The organism is Nostoc mirabile CHAB5784, from assembly GCF_020829645.1.
Classification (GTDB): domain Bacteria; phylum Cyanobacteriota; class Cyanobacteriia; order Cyanobacteriales; family Nostocaceae; genus Nostoc; species Nostoc mirabile.
Genome location: NZ_JAIVFS010000035.1, coordinates 1 through 20723, shown reverse-complemented (window position 1 = coordinate 20723; position 20723 = coordinate 1). Strand labels below are relative to the sequence as shown.

7 protein-coding genes and 5 pseudogenes are annotated in these 20723 nt (G+C 41.0%); 6 read left to right on the top strand and 6 right to left on the bottom strand.

Going from position 1 to position 20723, the window contains the following annotated elements; all coding sequences use genetic code 11:
- Nucleotides 1-633 precede the first annotated feature (633 nt).
- From LC653_RS21720 to LC653_RS21700, 5 genes are all read left to right on the top strand, one after another.
- Nucleotides 634-1287 carry a sigma-70 family RNA polymerase sigma factor gene (locus LC653_RS21720; RefSeq protein WP_229496851.1) on the top strand — a complete coding sequence of 218 codons (654 nt, stop codon included), beginning with the start codon at nucleotides 634-636 and terminating at the stop codon, nucleotides 1285-1287.
- 49 nt (nucleotides 1288-1336) lie between these two features.
- Entirely contained in the window at nucleotides 1337-2254 is a 918-nt protein-coding gene (locus LC653_RS21715) for a DUF1822 family protein (protein ID WP_229496850.1), read from the top strand.
- Nucleotides 2255-2295: 41 nt separating this feature from the next.
- Nucleotides 2296-4653 carry a CHASE2 domain-containing protein gene (locus tag LC653_RS21710; protein WP_308189118.1) on the top strand — a complete coding sequence of 786 codons (2358 nt, stop codon included), beginning with the start codon at nucleotides 2296-2298 and terminating at the stop codon, nucleotides 4651-4653.
- Between the two features lie 1072 nt (nucleotides 4654-5725).
- Nucleotides 5726-6526 (top strand): DUF928 domain-containing protein, encoded by an 801-nt coding sequence (locus tag LC653_RS21705; protein WP_229496848.1) that lies wholly within the window; start codon nucleotides 5726-5728, stop codon nucleotides 6524-6526.
- A gap of 10 nt (nucleotides 6527-6536) precedes the next feature.
- Nucleotides 6537-9242 carry a CHAT domain-containing protein gene (locus LC653_RS21700; protein ID WP_229496847.1) on the top strand — a complete coding sequence of 902 codons (2706 nt, stop codon included), beginning with the start codon at nucleotides 6537-6539 and terminating at the stop codon, nucleotides 9240-9242.
- A 479-nt stretch (nucleotides 9243-9721) separates the two neighbouring features.
- Here the strand turns inward: LC653_RS21700 and LC653_RS21695 are convergent, their stop codons facing one another.
- The 5 genes and pseudogenes from LC653_RS21695 to LC653_RS21675 form a co-directional block, all read right to left on the bottom strand.
- A complete protein-coding gene (locus tag LC653_RS21695) occupies nucleotides 9722-12994 on the bottom strand; it encodes a two-partner secretion domain-containing protein (RefSeq protein WP_229496846.1) in 3273 nt (1090 codons plus the stop codon).
- 97 nt (nucleotides 12995-13091) lie between these two features.
- Entirely contained in the window at nucleotides 13092-17567 is a 4476-nt protein-coding gene (locus LC653_RS21690) for a two-partner secretion domain-containing protein (RefSeq protein WP_229496845.1), read from the bottom strand.
- 373 nt (nucleotides 17568-17940) lie between these two features.
- Nucleotides 17941-18163 (bottom strand): annotated as a pseudogene (locus tag LC653_RS21685) (IS701 family transposase); the annotation flags it as partial.
- Between the two features lie 14 nt (nucleotides 18164-18177).
- A pseudogene (locus tag LC653_RS47420) lies at nucleotides 18178-18581 on the bottom strand (IS66 family transposase); the annotation flags it as partial.
- A gap of 223 nt (nucleotides 18582-18804) precedes the next feature.
- Nucleotides 18805-19020: pseudogene (locus tag LC653_RS21675) on the bottom strand (IS66 family transposase); the annotation flags it as partial.
- A 149-nt stretch (nucleotides 19021-19169) separates the two neighbouring features.
- On the opposite strand from LC653_RS21675, the pseudogene LC653_RS21670 reads away from it, so the two are divergent.
- Nucleotides 19170-20292: pseudogene (locus LC653_RS21670) on the top strand (ISL3 family transposase); the annotation flags it as partial.
- Between the two features lie 94 nt (nucleotides 20293-20386).
- On the opposite strand, the pseudogene LC653_RS47930 reads toward LC653_RS21670, so the two are convergent.
- Nucleotides 20387-20723, bottom strand: a pseudogene (locus tag LC653_RS47930) (IS1634 family transposase); the annotation flags it as partial.

Genomic DNA, 20723 nt, shown 5'->3' with positions numbered 1-20723 from the left:
TTCCACGCCCGCCCAGAAATGAATTTCAGCGGCTCATAGCTAAAGTCTACTGAAGTAGACTAAAAATTTTTCGGATTATTTAGTCATCTTTAGATGACTTAAGCTATTAGCAAGGAACTTCAGTTCCTTGCGGGACATGGCTTTTACGTTAAGTTGACACGCATGAGCAATGCTGTGCCCTTACGAAAGATATAGTTTTTAACCTTGATCCATATTTAATATTTCTTGTCAATGCGTAAGTCCTATAAATTATGTATTCAATAGGCAGATTAGTCCTATAGGAATGATATTTGATTTTTGAAATACATGTAGGATGTAAAAGCGTTTTGTAATGCACCATCCGAAGACTTTGTTGCGCTATGGTTTCCGTTCTAACGCCCCCTATATATACTTAGATTATTCACGTAATTTAAGCTAATTGCTACATGCAAAAAAGGCAAATCCCTATGAAAGACTGGTGATAAAACTTTTTATGAATTTTTGCGAAAAACTTGAACTTGAGTTTGATAACTAGATAATAAGCTCTAATAACACAGGTATTAAACGTTAAGTTATGGATTCGTTTATTAGAAATTTAAACAGTCAGAGGCATCTCTAGACTACTTCTGCAAGTATTTCACCAGGAGATTTTCTATGACAAACGTCCACACAGTAAGTAATCTAAACCAACAACTCCAGCATCTCGTTGCCCAAGCCTGTTCGTATCCAGCAAAAAGTTTGATGCGGCGGCAAAAACTTAGTGAGATAGTTAGAGTCGTAATGAAATCGGGCAAACTCTGGAAAGAGAACACAGCTTATTATAATGATGCTCTGCAACAAACTTGGTTATATTTTTGCCGGAACCCAGAGCAGTATAACCCGGAGAGTTGTAGTGTGATCACCTGGCTCGACAATTGTCTCAAGTGGCGACTGCAAGATTTTCGCTTTAGAGAAGCCCAAATTCAAGCTAAGACTGTTTTTATATCTAGCTTGGAAATTGAAAATACAACGGAAGCAATCGAAAGTTTGCCAGCAGCAGCTGATATTCCACCAATTTTGGAAGAGACTTACCAATGGGCTTTTACAGATCCAGACAATGACTTAGCCAGTACTCATGTTAAAGGACGACCTGAGGTAACTTGCCAAATATTGATCCTGCGACGCCTGCCTCCAGAAACTCCCTGGAAAAACATTGCTAAGGAATTCAACTTACCCCCATCAACTGCACCTAATTTCTATAAACGTGAATGCTTACCTCGTTTACGGAATTTTGCTCTCAGGCAAGGATATCACGAAATTTGGGATTAAGGCAGAGATATCTAAAGTAGAAGACTATCTATAAAGTGGAAGGAAATTTATGGTTCATAACACTAAAAACTTAGAAGAAAAATCCATTCCGGTATCTATTACCCAAGCAGCGCTAAAGATAGCACGCTTTTTTGCTGATGAACAGGTGACACCAGAAAAGAAAAAGCAGGTATATCTTAATACGTTGGCTGTATGTGCGGTAAATGATTATATGGAAATGATGAACATTCCCACATACCCAAAGGCTAGCGATAGTTGGAATTGTGCCATGCGCTATTATGCAGATGTGGCTGACCTCAAGTTGAGTGCATTGGGTCACTTAGAATGTCGCCCCGCAAGCCCTGGTCATCTCTGCTACATTCCACCAGAAGTCCCGGATAACAGAATCGGCGTAGTTGTAGTTGAGCTAGACATAAAACATCAACAAGCAGTTTTAGTAGGGTTTGCTAAAACAGTAAAAGCTGGTGAACTTTTTTTTAACGAGTTACAGACTATTGAAGACTTACTTGCATATCTTGATTCACTTGAAAGCAACCCGACAGAAGTCAAGTTGAGCTACTGGTTACAAAATATAATTGATGCAGGTTGGCAGCCAATAGAAAAAATTTTAGCATCAAAAACACCACAATTAGCTTTTCGTTATCGAAACGGAGTGACGCGGGGTAAGCTAATTGACATGGGGATAGAACTTCCGGGACAATCGCTGGCATTAGTTGTTACACTCACACCAAAAAATTCTGTAGAAATCCAACTGAAATTGCAGGTGCATTCATCCGATGAGCAAGCCTACTTACCCAACAATCTCATCGTTAAAGTTATAGATGAGAAAGGGACTACTGTTATGGAAGCTCACGCTAGAAGTGGCAGTACTCATGTAACACTAGAGTTTAATGCTCAAATAGGAGAACATTTTAGCGTTAACTTAGAATTGGGAAATACTAATATTACTGAGAATTTTGTTATTTAAGTACATACATTGGTTGATTCCTACCCATGCAGAAGTTGGTTGTGTTGAAGCTAGATGGTGATTTAAGCCAGGGGGTAAAAGTCACACTCGAGATCGGAGCAGAAGGCGATCGCGCCAGTATAGAAGTTCAAGGCTATCTGACCCCAAAGCCAGAGATCATTGCAGATTATGAGCTTTGGCGAATAACCTATCGCAGTTTATCAAATTTTCGCCTTACACCTGTGAACATTCATGTCGGAAGTTCTCTTAGTGAGTATCTTAAAAAATGCCGCAAGTTAAACGAAAAGTTAAGTCAGCAAATGAATAGTTGGCTCAACTGTAACTCGTTTCGCCCAGTGAAGGAGAAATTACTCAAACAGCTAACATTAGATGATACAGTGCGCGTACTAATTAAAACCAGTGACACTTGGCTACGTCGTCTTCCGTGGCATTTATGGGATTTTTTTGAGGATTACTCTCAAGCAGAAGTTGCCTTAAGCGCACCAGAGTATGAATATCTGCCAACATCAAACAGAAGTACTATTGGAGGTAAGGTAAAAATCTTAGCAATTCTGGGTAATAGTGAAGGAATCTTGATTGAGAAAGATCGAGAGCTATTGAAGATGTTACCAGATGCAGAAACAACTTTTCTGGTAGAACCACAGCGCAGCCAGTTAAATGAACAAATTTGGGAACAAGACTGGGACATATTATTTTTTGCAGGTCATAGTGAGAGCTTTGAGGATGGTAAAAACGGCAATATTTATATTAATAAAACAGATTGCTTAACAATTGATGAACTAAAGTATGGTCTTTTAAAAGCTGTCAGCAAAGGGTTGCAGTTAGCGATTTTTAATTCTTGTGATGGACTAGGACTAGCACATCAATTAGAAGACTTGGACATCCCACAAATCATCGTTATGCGGGAAGCAGTGCCAGACTTAGTGGCACAGGAATTTTTAAAGAATTTCCTCAAAAAATTTTCCAGTGGTGAGTCTATGTACTTAGCAGTACGAGAATCAAGGGAAAAATTACATGGCATTGAAGATAAATATCCTTGTGCGGTTTGCTTACCTGTAATTTGCCAAAATCCAGCAGCAGTGCCACCAACTTGGAAAGATTTTCTGAGAAATCCCCAAACAGAAATTAGCAAGCCTCAAGTAAATAAATATAGAACTCAAGCGCAGTTACGGTGGCGTAGTATTCAAGCAGTGCTGTTATCAAGTTTGGTTATTAGTGGTTTGGTAATGGGGGTGCGATCGCTTGGATTATTGCAACCATCAGAATTAAAAGCTTTCGACCACATGATGGGGCTACGTTGGGAGGAAAAACCAGATTCGCGTTTTGTGATCGTCACTATTGATGAAGCGGATATCCAGTATCAGAACCGCATGAATATGAATATGCGATGGTCACTCTCAGACCAAGCACTCGCAGAATTATTAAAAAAACTAGATCAGTATCAGCCAAGAACTATCGGCTTAGACATCTATCGTGATTTTCCTGTAGACTCCAATAGTGCAGATTTAGCAACTAGGCTACAACAAGATAAACGTCTTTTTACCCCATGCAAAGTTTCTGCGGCTCTTGATGATGCGCCAGAAGGCACTCTTCCACCGCCTAAAGTTCCAGAAGAACGCCAAAGCTTTAGTGATTTTGTTGCAGATGATAATGACATAGCCCGCCGTCAGCTTTTGCATTTAACACCTCCTTTAACATCTCCGTGTGCGGCAAAATATGCTTTTAGCCTCCAAATCGCGCTTCATTATTTGGAGGCTAAAGGTATCAATTCATATATCAACCCACAAGGTAACTTGCAGATAGGCAACGTTGTATTTAAGCAATTAAAATCTCATACTAGTGGCTACCAACGAGTCGATGCATCGGGTTATCAAGTGCTAGTAAATTACCGTTCGCTTTCTTCTCCTCAAAACATTGCTCAACAAGTATCTCTCAGAGATGTTCTTAACAATAAAATTAATTCGGAATTAGCCGAATTGTTAAAGGGGCGGATTATTTTGATTGGTGTTACTGCTCCAACAACTACTGATTACTGGAAAACTCCTTATAGTGCTAAAGCAGGGTCAAATCAAAAGCTGATACCAGGGGTCTTTGTTCAAGCTCACATGACCAGCCAGATCCTCAGTGCCGTTCTAGATCATCGACCTCTGCTTTGGTGGTGGCCGACTTGGGTTGAAGCACTTTGGGTATGGGGATGGTCGTTATTAGGAGGAATTTTAGCATGGTATATTCGGCATCCTATGCGTCTTGGGGCAGCTGGGATAATAATGCTATTCTCATTATTTAATATATGTTTTGGGATTTTTACCCAGGCAGGATGGATACCATTTATCCCACCAGCATTGGCATTAATAGCTACACAAGTAGCAGTTGTGTCTAGAGGTGTTCGTAATCGGTAGCTTTCGTAAGCAACTTTTTATGTATTTACATTGATAATGTTATTATATTTAGTATTAACACCCTAAAAAGCTAAGAATAATATCATGTCCGGGTAATTAGTTGTGATTCCCATAGTCATTGCACCCCACACGCCAGATGCTCCACTTGGGGAGACCCCATCGCCCTTGGCGTCTCCCCTTGGGAGAAGACCGCACTGGCTCCCCTTAATCCCCTCCCCGATGCCTTGGGGAGGGGAGATAAAGCGACGATTGTCGGGGTGGGGTGATTCGGGTTTAATAAGCAATCAAGCGGACATGATATAACACCATGCAACATTCCAAACAAACATTGTAAATAAATGTAAAATTTGTCATTCCCAACGTAGTCAAGAATATTTACAATTCTTTGCTTCACTCAAAATTATATATTTGAACAGAAAATATATTTGAGCAGAAATTACATCAAGCATTTTATAGTTTATATTTACCATAATCTTACAGGTTCAGCACATTCGATCAAGAAGAACACATCAGGGTCAATAAAGCTGAAAATAATATCAATCATGCTTACTTATTGATATTATCTTAGGCTTAATTAAGTAGGTGGGCGTTGTGGAGCTAAATGTGACAAATGGTATCTTTTTATAGGGCAAGTGCTTAGGTATCGCTTTCATCCGTGATAAACCAACCAAACGAGAAACTTTAATTATTCGTTTATACACAAATCAAAGTTTTTGTCAAGACTAATTTAGATAAGCTTACTTTCCGTAATCTTATATCTTTCTAGTGTAGTTACATTAGTAAATTGTTGAATACAGTAAATTACTGCAATGTCTTTCATAGTCACGGCAAACGCATCTAAAGAATAAAAACCCTTTAATAGCAAGGGTTTGGACTTTTCATTGTCTCGGCTATTTTAAATCAATATCCTTACACATTAAGGGTTTCAATAATTACGTGTGTTTGCCTTGCTTTCATCGCTGCTTATAAAACTTTAGTGTGTTTCACATTTATCATTCTTACTACAAGCTTAAAGTTAGTTTCTTTTCTGTTACTGACGTTTATATTGCTTAGTTCAACGGAGTATATTTTGATGAAACTTACTTGCATTATGACTTTAGTACTTTTTGGATTGGTAAGTTGCCCCACAAGAGTTTCAGCACAGCTGGCTCAATCATTTAACCAACCCCTTGTTAATAAACCTAGCCAATCTACTAAACTTCCAAAATTTCCAGAGAACGGCGCACCTACTGGACGTCGTAAAGGAGGTACAAGCCGTGATGGTTGCACTCCGTTGAACACGCCAATTACTGCTTTAGTTCCTGGTGAAGAAATTGGAGATGAATCAAAATCTTTTTTAACATTCACTATCTCTGAATATCCAACTTTTTGGTTTTTTGTACCCGAATTACCAAAGAATACTGTTATTGGGGAGTTTATACTTCAAGATGAAAATGACAAAACCATCTACAGAACATCTCTATCACTACCACGAAAGGCTAGTATTATTGGCATTAAGTTACCGCACAATTCACAGTCTGCTCTAAAAATAGAGAAAAACTATCAGTGGTATTTTAAAGTTTTCTGTGGCAATCCCCCGCAAACATCAGAGTATTTTTATGTGAATGCATGGATACAGCGTGTGCCATTAAATTCTAATCTTGAAAGTCAATTGAAAAGGGCACAATGGCAAGGATATACTACCTATGCTCTTAACCAAATTTGGCAAGATGCTTTAACTAATTTAGCTACTCTGCATCTTTCTAATCCCAACTCACGCATTTTTACACAGGATTGGACACTTTTGTTAAAAGATGTTGGTTTGGCAGAACTTGCAACAGCACCGATTGTAGAACTTGAGAGTGAGGAAAAGGCCCTAACTCAATCAAATTAGTATAAGAGATATGGCTAAATTAACAATATTATTGCGTATGCTACAATCTTGTTTGAGATTCTTGACCTTTTTCTTACTCCTAGTAGGAACAGCCATACTGTGCATTTTTAGTTCACCTGTTTTAGCAACTTTTTCTCATATAAGCCTAAATATTCCACAAACTAAGATTCAAAACTCATCTGCCTTAGATCAAAGCTTAGTAGAACAGGGTAAAGCTTTGTATGAGGCGGGTTTATTTACTGAAGCACTTCAGGTTTTAGAACAAGCTGCTATTGGCTTCTATAACACAGGAGACAAACTTAACCAAGCTGTAGTGTTAAGCAATCTTGCCTTGATTTATCAACAGCTTGGCAAACAGACACAAGCCGAACAAACAATTAACCAAAGTCTTAATTTGTTAAAGAATTTAGATAGCTCAAAAGACCGTGCTGCAATTATAGCGCAATCTCTAGATGTACAAGGGAAGTTACAATTAGCCCAAGGACAAACTGAAATCGCGTTGTCCACTTGGCAAAAAGCTGCTGATATATATAAGCAAATAGGCGATCGCGCCACACTAACTCGTAATCGGATTAACTCTGCTCAAGCTATGCAAACTTTAGGGCTTTATCGCCAAGCACAAAAAACTTTAACTGAAGTTCAACAAAACCTTACTACTCTTCCAGATTCATCGCTCAAAGTTGCTGGACTAGATAGCCTTGGCAATGTCCTAAGAGTTATTGGTGATTTCAATGAATCACGAAAAGTTTTAGAGCAAAGTTTAACTTTAGCAACAACTATAAAATCTCCAACAGCTATAGGTGATACCTTCCTCAGTTTAGGTAATACAGCCTTTGCCGAAGGAAAAACTCAACATGAGGTAGGGAATACAGACCTTGCTCAACAAGAATTTCAAGCTGCTTTAAACTTTTATCAGCAAGCGGCTATAAACGCACCACCTACTACGCGTATTCAAGCCCAGCTAAATCAACTTAGCCTACTTCTAGAATTTTTCTCTACAAAAGAAGCCGCAAATACATTTAAACAAGCTTTATCCTTGTCTGAGCAAATTCTAACTGAAATTAATAAATTGGTTCCTAGCCGAAACTCAATATATGCTCGGATTCAATTCGCCTCTATCTTAATGGATTTAACACAGAAAACCAATACACCTATTTTATCTAATTTAAATATTGCCCAACTCTTGTCTAGCGCGATACAGCAGGCCCAAAGCCTAAAAGACCAGCAAGCCCAATCTTATGCTTTTGGAACTTTGGGTCGTCTGTATGAAAAGAATAAGCAGTTCGCTGATGCTCTAGAACTAACAACAAAAGCTTTATTTATTGCTCAAACTGTTGATGCATCAGACATTCTCTATCAGTGGCAATGGCAGCAAGGACGTTTACTCAAGCAACAAGGAAATCTCAATGCTGCGCTCAAGGCGTATGATACAGCTTACAAAACTTTAGAATCTCTTCGTGGTGATTTAGTTGCTAGTAATTTAGATGTTCAGTTTTCTTTCCGAGAAAGTGTAGAACCTATCTATCGAGAGTTAGTTGAATTACAGTTGCTAACAGAGAATACACAAGGGGATCAACAGAGTAGTCAATACAATCTTAAACAGGCACGTAAAGTCATTGAGTCACTCCAGCTTGCGGAACTGAATAACTTTTTTCGTTCACCTTGTTTAGAACCAATTGTAGAGATTGACAAAGTGGTGGAGCAGGATAAAAAGGCAGCAGTTATCTATTCAGTTATTTTGCCAGACCGTTTCGATGTTATTCTTACCTTGCCTAATCAACAATTACAGCACTATACCACTAAGATACCTCAAGAAAAAGTAGAGAGTACTGTTACTTCACTACGGAAATCTTTAACAGATGTTGCGGGCACTTATGAAGTGAAAGAACAGTCCCAAAAAATATATGACTGGTTAATTCGACCAGCCGAAACTGAATTATCCAAAAGTGGTATTAATACTTTAGTTTTTGTACTGGATGGGGAATTAAGAAATATTCCGATGGGGGTTCTTTACGACCCGCAGCAAAATAAATATCTCATGGAGAAATATGCGATCGCTTTAACTCCTGGTTTACAATTGTTTAATCCTAAACCTTTGCAAAAAATACAGTTAAATGCTTTAACTGCCGGAGTAGGAGAAGCGCGTTCTATAGAAGGTCAAAAATTTTCAGCTTTGAAAAATGTAGCACGGGAACTCAAAGAAATTCAAACTGAGGTTCCTAGAAGTGAAGAACTGTTAAATCAGCAGTTTCTCGATAGCAATCTGCAAAAACAATTGCTTGCAACTCCATTTTCTATAATTCACTTAGCAACTCACGGTGAGTTTAGTTCAGATCCCGAAAGAACTTTTCTTCTCACCTGGGATAAGCTACTGAAAGTTAAGGAGTTTGATAGTTTATTACGAGTTGGCGATCAAAGTAGGTCTGGTAAAATCGAGTTACTTGTCTTGAGTGCTTGCAAAACTGCTCTTGGCGATCAGCGAGCTGCTTTAGGATTAGCTGGCATAGCTGTACGAGCAGGCGCACGCAGTACGCTAGCAAGTTTATGGTCAGTGGACGACCAATGGACTGCTAAACTTATGAGTGAGTTTTATCGAAACTTAAATACTGGGATCAGTAAAGCCCAAGCACTCCAGCGTGCTCAATTAACTGTATTTGCTAAACAAAAAAGCCCTTATTTCTGGGCACCTTATGTTTTAGTAGGAAATTGGCTTTGAGATACACAATTGCTACAAGACATATTCCAATACGCTTGGGTTAAGGCTAAAAACTAATACTGGCGTAGGTTGGGTTGAGGAACGTAGACCCAAAGGGGCTTAAGGCAGGGTAACCCAACATTATCAAGGCTTTGTTGGGTTTCGCTTATGCTCAACCCAACCTACTATTCTTCTTAACCCAAGCGTATTGATATCAAGTCCGGATAATTAGTTATGATTACCACAGTCATTACACCCCACCCCCAACCCCTCCCCGCTTGCGGGGAGGGGAGACGAAGCGTAGCTTTGGCGGGGTGGGGTTCTTGGGATTTAGTAAGCAATCAAGCGGACATTATATGAGACATATTCCTGTATTGTTCATTAGACATTTGGTGAAAAGAATGTAGAGACGTCGCATTGCTACGTCTCTACAAGGGTTTTAGATAAGGCATATTTAATTTCTGGAGATGTCTAGTATTTGAGCAATTATTGACGCCCATTTACTGATGAGCTTGATAATTACTGCAAGATACAGCCTTGTGCCATGAACCACGACCCCCACCTGGAACATTAGCTGTAAGTACCACCTCTCCTTTTTCATTTACCACCCATCCATTTGCTTCTACAATACGTTCTGGTGTGGTGGTAACTGGGTTAGTAGTAACAGGTTGACTGTTGCTTTGGCGTAGCCCGCCCTTGGCATCGCTGCTAGGTTTGAGCGCCACCCAAGCTACTTCTACTGTGCCATTCGGGAGAACATCCTTAGTGGGATTAGCAGGTAAACCGCCTCGTCCGGTGATAATAAAGCTGCTTTGAGCATAACCTGGACTATCGCAGACTTGTGCGACTTCAGTTTCTACAGCTATTGTGGGTAGCTCAACTAAGCCACTGTTGGGGTCGATACCAGGTGTATTAAGTTCTACTGAACCGTTGAATTGAGAACTTGCTCCTGTAGCAGTGATGTCGCTTTTTGGAGTCGGTGTATTCCGACGCTCAATCCCAAAGATTCCTTGAGCGCTGATTTCGACTTTTCCACCACGAAAGTCAACAGAATTGGCGCTAATATCACTATTTTCGCTAGGAACAGCAATGATGAAGCCATCTAGTGCATCAATAGTGATGTTACCGCCACCAATACCAAGGCCAAAGGCATTGGTGGTGATAGAACTTTGATTGCGTAGTAAGAATAAGGGCGATCGCGCAAAGATATTTCCGCCGCCTCCTGTAGTGTCAGCAGTGATTTTGGCAGCGTTGTTGAGATATATCGAGTTAGCGTTAATATTTAAGTCACCCGCAATCCCAGAGCCTGTACTACTTACAGTTATTTTCCCTCCATCTTGAACTGCTAAGTTTCCTGTTGTCAGTGTCGAATCACCACCTGCTCCTTGTCCTGTCGTCTCAGCCGAAATCACTGAGCCGTTACCAGTCAGATTAATAGATTCAGCGCTAAGAGTGATGTTACCTGCATCCCCCTGCCCATCAGTACTGGCTGTCAGTGCAGCACCATCGGTGATCGTTAGGGAGTTGGTGTTAACTGTTATATTGCCACCCTTTCCAGTTGCGCCTTCACCGACAGCAGTTGTCAACAGGCTTCGACCTATAATGTCGCTGGGTTTACGGCTTTCAAGCGAAGTCCCACTCAGTTCTATAGAAGAGGCGCGAACATTTAAGTCACCCGCATTTCCGGTATTAATTGTAGAAACCGATGCTTGTGCTCCACCCTGAATTAATAACCGTCCAGTGTTAATAGTCAAGTTTCCAGCATCTCCTGTATTTGCAGTCCCAGAAATTACACCGCTCGGATATGGACGATCTATGAAGTTCAAGACTAAAGCTCCACCAAATCCAATCAAATCTTTTATTTGAGAGGCGGAGAATCCTTGTTTTGAGGTGCCAACAAGTTCTACTGAATCAGTGGCATTAATGATCAATTCGCCTCCATTTCCAGAGCTAGAAGTACCCGCCGAGATAATTCCTCCATTGCTGACTATCAGCTTCTTAGTATTAATAACCAATTTGTTACCATTTCCAGGTCCCTGTGTTCCAGAAACTAAAGCGCTAGGAATATTATCTGATGAGGTGCCACTAAGTTCTACAGACTCAGAGGCGTTCACAGTCAATTCCCCTGCTGTCACAGGCAATTCCCCTCCTGGGTTCTTGTTATCAGTACCAGTTATCACCCATGCACCATCACGGACAATTAACCGTCTAGTATCAATGGTCAAGTTACCCCCTGATCCCAGACCGTCAGTATCATTACGCAATGAACTAGGAAGCTTAATTGTTGTAGCGAACACAGATAAGGGAGAATAATTAGCTGAGGTACCACTGAGTTCTATCAAGTCTGCCTTCACGGTTAAATCTCCTCCTTGTCCTCTGGTTGTTGTAGTTGCCGATACCAGTGCCCCATTAGAGACAATTAACCGCCCAGTTTCAATGGTCACGTTTCCGGCATCTCCACTTCCAACAGGTAGAAACGAACTTAGAAAAGGATCATCACGAAGATTGGGAAGAAGAGGCTTGACATCAAGAGAAGCGGAAAACAAGCCAATAGGAACAGGAATAGAAGCAGGAATATTTGAAGTAGAAAAGCCTAAATCAATAGGAACATCGATGTCAATGTCAATCGTGCCGTTTGATGAGGAACTGCCAGTTAATTCTATTGAGTCAGAGGCGTTCACAACCAGATCCCCAGCTTTACCACTAGAAATAGTAGCAGTCGCTACTACTCCATCTTGAATAATCAATTTCCCTGTATCTACGAGCAAGTCTCCACCATTTCCAAAACCAAAAACGGCATTGTAGATAGAGCTATTTTCGATTCTCACTGTTCCTTTGGCGCTGAGGGTGACATCTCCCGCCTGAGCGTCATTGACTTCTGCACGTGGTCTAATACCCGCACGTAGGCTACTTTTTCCCAAAACGCTACTTTTTCCCAAAACATCTATATTCTGAGCATTGATAGCAATACTACCGCCACCATCAGAAGCGACATTAACTTCAGCGCCGTTGGTCAGCGACACATTTGCTCGTGCTACATTATCTGGAAAATTTAAGCTGAAATTATTGCTATTGGCATTAAGAGCAACTGTCCCCTCTCCTGCTAAACCTCCTAACTCCACTCGTCCACCAAGGGCATTTAAGGAGCCACCATCCACGCTGACATCGCCCCCAACTGCCAGCAAACTACGATTATTATTAACACTTAAACTAGCTGAGTTATTTTGGATCGGCGCAGCAACAATTTGATTGAATAGAAGAGCCGAAGGATTGACCACGAGTAGTTCAGGATTATTCGGAGTAGAAGCACTAAAAAAACCGGCGTTGTCAAACCCAATTGCCGACGCTGTAGTCGCTACAAAAGAACCACCTATATTCAGTGAAGCGTTGCGTCCAAAAATAATCCCGTTGGGATTGATCACAAACAGGTTTACATCATTAGCTCGTATTAACCCTTCAATGTTAGAGATTGAACTACCTGTTACTCTGCTAATAATGTTCTGAATGTCGGTACCGTTGCGGAAAAAAGCAGTATTCCCAATAGGGACAGAGAATTCCTTAAAGCTGTGGAACAAGTTAGCGCCAGCTTGTGTTCCCCCAGTGATGTTGAAGGTGTTACCGTCTGGTGTGACCTTGGAATTAATAGGTAAAGTGCCATCCGGGCTGATTTGAGCGATCGCACAATTAAAAGACAAAGCGCTGACACTCATCGCAATACCTAGCACTGCACCCCAATAAGTTAAATGCCAACACCAAAGTTGAGTAAAGGACATATCAAGTTAATTGCTATCTACCACTTAATAATAAGACATAGCCCAACCATGCTGTCTAGCGCTGTTAAAGTTTGAGTTAGCAATCATTGACACTCATTTACTTCTGAGCTTGATAATTACTGCAAGATACAGCCTTGTGCCATGAACCACGACCCCCAGCAGGAACATTAGCTGTAAGTACCACCTCTCCCTTTTCATTTACCACCCATCCATTTGCTTCTACAATACGTTCTGGTGTGGTGGTAACTGGGTTAGTAGTAACAGGTTGACTGTTGCTTTGGCGTAACCCGCCCTTGGCATCGCTGCTAGGTTTGAGCGCCACCCAAGCTACTTCTACTGTGCCGTTCGGGAGAACATCCTTAGTGGGATTAGGAGGTAAACCGCCTCGTCCGGTGATAATAAAGCTGCTTTGAGCATAACCTGGACTATCGCAGACTTGCGCGACTTCAGTTTCTACAGCTATTGTGGGTAGCTCAACTAAGCCACTGTTGGGGTCGATACCAGGTGTATTAAGTTCTACTGAACCGTTGAATTGAGAACTTGCTCCTGTAGCAGTGATGTCGCTTTTTGGAGTCGGTGTATTCCGACGCTCAATCCCAAAGATTCCTTGAGCGCTGATTTCGACTTTTCCACCACGAAAGTCAACAGAATTGGCGCTAATATCACTATTTTCGCTAGGAACAGCAATGATGAAGCCATCTAGTGCATCAATAGTGATGTTGCCGCCAGGGATACCGCTACCTCTAGCATTAGTGGTGATAGAACTTTGATTGCGTAGTAACATTAAAGGCGATCGCGCAAAGATATTTCCGCCGCCTCCTGTAGTGTCAGCAGTGATTTTGGCAGCGTTGTTGAGATATATCGAGTTAGCATTAAGTTTTAAATCACCCGCAATCCCAGAGCCTGTACTACTTACAGTTATTTTCCCTCCATCTTGAACTGCTAAGTTTCCTGTTGTAAGTGTCAAGTCACCGCCTGCTCCTTGTCCTGTTGTCTCAGCCGAAATCACTGAGCCGTTACCAGTCAGATTAATAGATTCAGGAGCATTGATATTTAGGGTTCCTCCTTTACCACTACCAGAGCTAGCAGCCGATACCGTTGCTCCTCCACTAACATTTACAGCTAACGTTTGCCCATTGTCATTGGGTTGAATTGTCAAGTTTCCGCCTGGTGCAGTTCCTGTCGTCCCAGCTTCTAAGCTGCTGCCATCTGTCAAGTTCAATTGTGCAGCTTGCACGGTCAGATTGCCACCACTAGCTGCGGGGTTAGTAGAATTAGTCGCGGCTGAAACGCGCATTCCATTGGTGAGCGTTAGTTTTTCTGTATCAAGAAGCACATCTCCGGCTCCTCCACTAGCAGCACCTTCTGATGTCGCCGCTAAGACACCATTACCATTGAGGGTGATTGACTCAGGGGCGGTGAGTGTAAGATTTCCTCCCTTACCACTACCAGAGGTGGATGCTGATATCTGCGCTTGCTCAAAGAAGTTAACCGTCAAGGTTTGTCCGTTCAAAGGTTGAAGCGTCAGGTTTCCAGCTTGTCCTGTACTGCTTGTCTGAGCAAAAACACCGCTAGTGGAACCAGATAACTGTATTTCTGGAATATTTAGTGTAATGTCACCTGCTTGTCCACTACCAAAGGTAGAGGTACGCAGTTGCCCATCATTAAAAGCACTCAAGGTATTAGCGCTAAGAGTGATATCACCTGCATCCCCCTGCCCAGAAGTACTGGCTGTCAGGGCAGCACCATCGTTGATAGTTAGGGAGTTGGTGTTAACTGTTATATCGCCACCTTTTCCAATTGAGCCTTCACCAACAGCAGTTGTCAACAGGCTTCGACCTTCAATGTCGTTGGGTTTACGGCTTTCAAGCGAAGTTCCACTCAGTTCTATAGAAGAAGCGCGAACATTTAAGTCACCAGCATTTCCGCGATTAATTGTAGAAACCGATGCTTGTGCTCCACCCTGAATTAATAACCGTCCAGTCTTAATAGTCAAGTCTCCAGCATTTCCTTTATTTGCAGCCCCAGAAATTACACCGCTCGGAAATGGACGATCTTCTACGAATTTAGAGACTAAAGCTCCACTAAATCCAATCAAATCTTCTATTTGAGAAGCGGACAACCCTTGTTTTGAGGTGCCAACAAGTTCTACTGAATCAGTGGCGTTAATGCTCAATTCGCCTCCCTGTCCAGAGCTAGAAGTACCCGCCGAGATAATTCCTCCATTGCTGACCATCAGCTTCTTAGTATTAATAACAAATTTGCCAGCATTTCCAGGCCCCTGTGTTCCAGAAGCCAAAACGCTAGGAATATTATCTGATGAGGTGCCACTAAGTTCTACAGACTCAGAAGCGTTCACAGTCAATTCCCCTCCTGTCACAGTCGATTCCCCTTCTGGGGTCTTACCAATACCAGTTATCACCCATGCACCATCACTGACAATTAACTGTTTAGTATCAATGGTCAAATTGCCCCCTGCTCCCAGACCGGCAGTATCATTACGCAATCCACTAGGAATCTTACTTGTTATATTAAACAGAGATGAGGGAGAATCATTACCTGAGGTGCCACTAAGTTTTATCAAGTCTGCCTTCACGGTTAAATCTCCTCCTTTTCCTCTGGTCGTTGTAGCTGCCGATACCAATGCCCCATTAGAGACAATTAACCGCCCAGTTTCAATCGTTAAATCTCCAGCATCTCCATACCCAGGAGAAAGATTAGGAATATTCTGGGCAATATCTTTGACATCAATAGAAGCGGAAAACAGCCCAATCGGAACACGAAAATTGTCAGAAGAGTTGGAGATATTTCCAGGAATATTAATAGCAACAGTGGCATTTGATGAGAGATTGCCAGTTAATTCTACTGAGTCAGAAGCTTTTACAATCAGATCCCCAGCATCACCACCAGAAAAAGTAGCAGTCCCTATTACTCCATCTTTAACAATCAACTTCTCTGCATCCACAAGCAAGTCTCCACCATTTCCCGAACCAAAAACGACATTGTACATAGAGCTATTACTGAGTTCTATGTCTTTTGCTTTCACTGTCAAATTTCCAGTACCCCCTGTGGTAGTACTACCGACTGATACCCCTGCACCATTAGAGACAAGTAACCGCCCAGTTTCAATGGTCAGGTTTCCGGCATTTCCACTTGCAATGGGTAACAAGTCACGAATAATATTAAGAAGAACCTGGTTATCAATGGAAACGGAAAGATTCTGGGCACCAATGGAAACGGAAAAGTTATTGGGAATAGTAACAGCATTAAGAAGATTCTGGGCATCAATTGAAGCGGAAAACAAGCCAATAGGAACAGTAACAGGAATATTGTAAGGAAAACTAGGGATATTAAAATCACGAACATTGGTGGAAAAAGTGCCAAAAGAAGTAACAAGAGTAACAAGGCCAGTGTAAGGAAAGCTGGGGATATTAACAGGAATATTGATGGAGACCGTACCATCTGATGAGGAACTGCCAGTTAGTTCTATTGAGTCAGAGGCATTCACAACCAACTCTCCAGCATCACCACTAGAAATAGTAGCGGTCCCTACTACTCCATCTTGAATAATCAATTTCCCTGTATCCACGAGCAAGTCTCCACCATTTCCAGAACCAAAAACGGCGTTGTAGATAGAGCTATTTTCGATTCTCACTGTTCCTTTGGCGCTGAGGGTGACATCTCCCGCCTGAGCGTCATCGGCTCCTGCAAATGGGCTAATACCCGCACGTAGGCTACTTCTTCCCAAAACATCTATATTCTGAGCATTAATGGCAATACTACCGCCACCACCAGAAGCGACATTAACTTCAGCGCCGTTGGTTAGCGACACATTTGCTCGTGCTACATTATCTGGAAAATTTAAGCTAAAATTGTTGCTATTGGCATTAAGACCAACTGTCCCCTCTCCTGCTAAACCTCCTAACTCCACTCGTCCACCAGGAGCATTGAATAAGCCACCATCCACGCTGACATCGCCCCCAACTGCCAGCAAACTACGATTATTATTAACACTTAAACTAGCTGAGTTATTTTGGATCGGCGCAGCAACAATTTGATTGAATAGAAGAGCCGAAGGATTGACCACGAGTAGTTCAGGATTATTCGGAGTAGAAGCGCTAAAAAAACCTTGATTGCCAAACCCAATTGCATTCGCTGTAGTTGCTACAAAAGAACCACTAATATTTAATTGAGCATTTTGACCAAAAATAATGCCGTTGGGATTTATCAGGAATAGGTTAGCTGTACCTAATGTGCTAATTATTCCATCAATCTTAGAAGTTGACCCACCCGTAACTCGGCTAATGATATTTTGAATATTTACAGCATTATTAAAAGAAGCAGTGCTACCAGTAGGCACAGAAAACTCGCCAAAGCTGTGGAACAAGTTAGTGCCAGCTGGTGTTCCCCCGGTGATGTTGAAGGTGTTACCGTTTGGTGTGACGTTGGTATTAATAGGTAAAGTTCCATCCGGGCTGATTTGAGCGATCGCACAATTAAAAGACAAAGCGCTGACACTCATCGCAATACCTAGCACTGCACCCCAATAAGTTAAATGCCAACTACCAGACATTACAACCCTCCACAAGTATTACCAACACTAATGTTTAGTAAAGCACGTATCAAGTTAATCCCTGTCTATTACTTAATAATAAGACATATCCCAATCATGCTTTCTAGCGCTGGTGAACTACTCAGACTTGCCTACGGCTGTTCGGCTTTGCCGTTCCTGAAGGGTAGTCTGAGCTTCTGTAATCACGGGGGAGTGCCTAAACACTGAATCGATAAAGCCATTACGAAAAAAAATAGACTTCATCAAACTCGATTTAGGACAGGACTTACGCAACTGGCACAAGCAATGGCGCGGCGTAGCCGCGCCGAGCGCCTAAAAATTAAACCATTGACATAACAATATCTGGACGTTTTAGTTGCCATCATTGTCTTTCCTCGAAAATACGATAATCTATTACCCAAAAGTTGAGAGTTTTAGGATTAACATATATGCAACTTACTATTCCAATCCCTTTGAGGATTCCATGTTCATTCCCACTATACTGCCTTCGCACTATTTCAATTTATAAGAGAAAATCTTTTGTCTAAAACTGTATCATCAAATATAATATAAGCACCCTCGTCCTCTATAACTAAATCTTTCACATTATCCCAAAGGTAAGGATTCAGGTCTAAATTTGGGGTATTAAAGATGGTGCTTGCACATGTGGGGTAACCATCGCTTTTATCGCCTGCTCAAAAAATTCAATTACGGAACGTCCTTGAAGACGACACGGCAGTCGCCTCAAGTCGGGAAACCCGCCCACGGCGCTGCCTCAAGTTTGTACAACCGTTAAGAAATTGGCAGTATCAATAAATGCTCCATTGAGCGGGAACCTCCACTAACCTTCCTCTTTGTCACCGCTAAGCTGAGAGTTCGCTTTGCTAGATTATTATCTGGAGGCACCTGTGGATTGTCTAGAAAATACCACCATTGATCAGATTTATCTCGTAGCGATCGCAAAAGCTTACCAGCTTCTCCTGCTGCTTTTGCACTCCATTCACTAATCGAGGACTTAACTTTGACTTTGAATTGACAACAAAAATGAAAAATTTTTGGATATCCTGATTTTGTTGGAATATATGAGAAGTCCTGCTGAATTCAGAATTCAGAATTCAGAATACCCTAACTCTGTCAAGTCAGGGGTTTCAAATGTGGTCACTGAGCGCAGTCGAAGTGTGGATATTTTTCTTTGTTCAGGCGCGTTTAAAATCGCTTGCTCTAAACCAACCTGAGTTCGCTTTATCATTCAGAATCCCCAAGCTGGATTCTGGCTCGAGAAGGACTGAATTCTTCTTCGGTAATTTTTAAATGCTTCATCAATCAGTTTGATAAACTGTTCCCCAATATCAAGGTTGTTCAAACCAGGAAGCTTAGTTAGTTTCTTAAAGTGACGGCGTAGATGCGCTAAACATTTTTGTTGGGTTTTCACCTCATAACCGTTGTAAAGGCAATAATCGTCCGAACTCAGGATAATCAAGCAGTTCAAATATCTGGTTTATTACCTAACGAACTTTATTTTCTTTCATGCTGGAATTTACTCTTACCTGAGAATTCGCCAGTAGAAATTAAAATTTCCCCAGTTTCGTCAAAGGAAGACAGATTGAGCGAACTTTGCAGGAAAGTATCTGCCCTCGTTGCGGTACAAAAAGTCATAGATTACACCAAAACCATCGATTTGTAGTCAAAGATTTGTCTTGGGGAGAGCAACTAGTATTTTTAGAAATAAATAGAAGACAATTTAAATGTGAAAGTTGTAAAAAGCCATTTAGTGAAGAATTAGATTTTGTAAGTAGAAGAAGAACTTATACCAAAAGACTTGCCAATAAAATCATCAAGGAAGTTTTAGATTCGGATATACATAGTCTAGCTAAAAAAGGAGTTGTGACAACTGAAGAAATAGAAAGGATGTTAAAAGATGCCTCTAAAGAATTGGATAATTCTAAACCTTCGAGTTTAAAAAGACTTGGAATTGATGAAATAGCTCTAGTTAAAGGCAAAGGAAATTACTGTGCTGTCTTAGTAGATTTGGATACATCTAAACTTTTGGCAATTCTGGGCGGACGCACACAAGAAATAATAAAGGAAACCCTTATAGGATGGGGAGCTAAAGTTTTAGATCAAATAGAAGAAGTAAGTATAGATTTGTGGCAAGGCTATAAAAATTTAGTAACAGAATTAATTCCTAATGCTCAAGTAGTAGCAGATAGATTTCATGTGATGACACAGATAAATCAAGAGCTAGATACCCAGCGAAAAAAAGAAAAACGGAATATAGAAGAGTCAATCAAAAAAGCAAAATCGGTATCAAAAAAAGCTGAATACGAACAGATATTAGAGGGGTTGAACAAGAGTAAATATCCGCTACTTAAGAATGAAGATAGCTTAAATGAAGAGCAAATGCATAAACTTGATTCAAGTGAAAGATGTATCACCTCTTCTAAAAGCAATGCATGAACTAAAAGAAAAAATTAGAAAGGTTTTTAATAAAACTAATAATTGGTATACAGGAGTTTTTAAACTAGGTATGTGGTTATCGAAAGCTAAAAAATATTTTCCCAAAAGTAACAATACTATTATTCGTTGGTTTGATGAAATTATTGCTTACTTCGATAATCGGACAACTAGTAGTACAGTTGAGGGAATTAATAACAAGCTTAAATTGATTAAGCGTTCTGCTTATGGATTTAGAAATTTTGAGAATTTCCGAGTTAGATGTTTATTAAATTGGCATTTTGTTTGTTAGTTTAGCATACTAAGTACTGAAGAACCAGGTTTGTTGTCTAATACAGACCGTACTTGTACTGCCACCGAGTCATCAGTTTGTAGAAAAGCGATCGCAACTTCAAGACGAGTAATTTGTACTGTAATAGGTCTGGGCGTTTATCTTTGGAGTAACCATAACGCAGCAGATTTTCCTCCCATTCCTGTTTTTGATGATTAACTGAAAAACTACTTGTATCTGTTCGTACTATTTCTGTCGGTAATTCGTAGGCACGAATCATATGCCTTCCCAGCTTGATTTCTATTTCCTGCCTTGCCTGTGATTACTTGCCCAATTCTTCCACTAGCCTTGCCAGTCGGTCATCACTGGCATCTTTCTCTCCTATTAACCATCCTGTACTTAACTCCAAAATCTGTCGGTGTGCTTCTACCCATGCTTCGACTGCACACAAC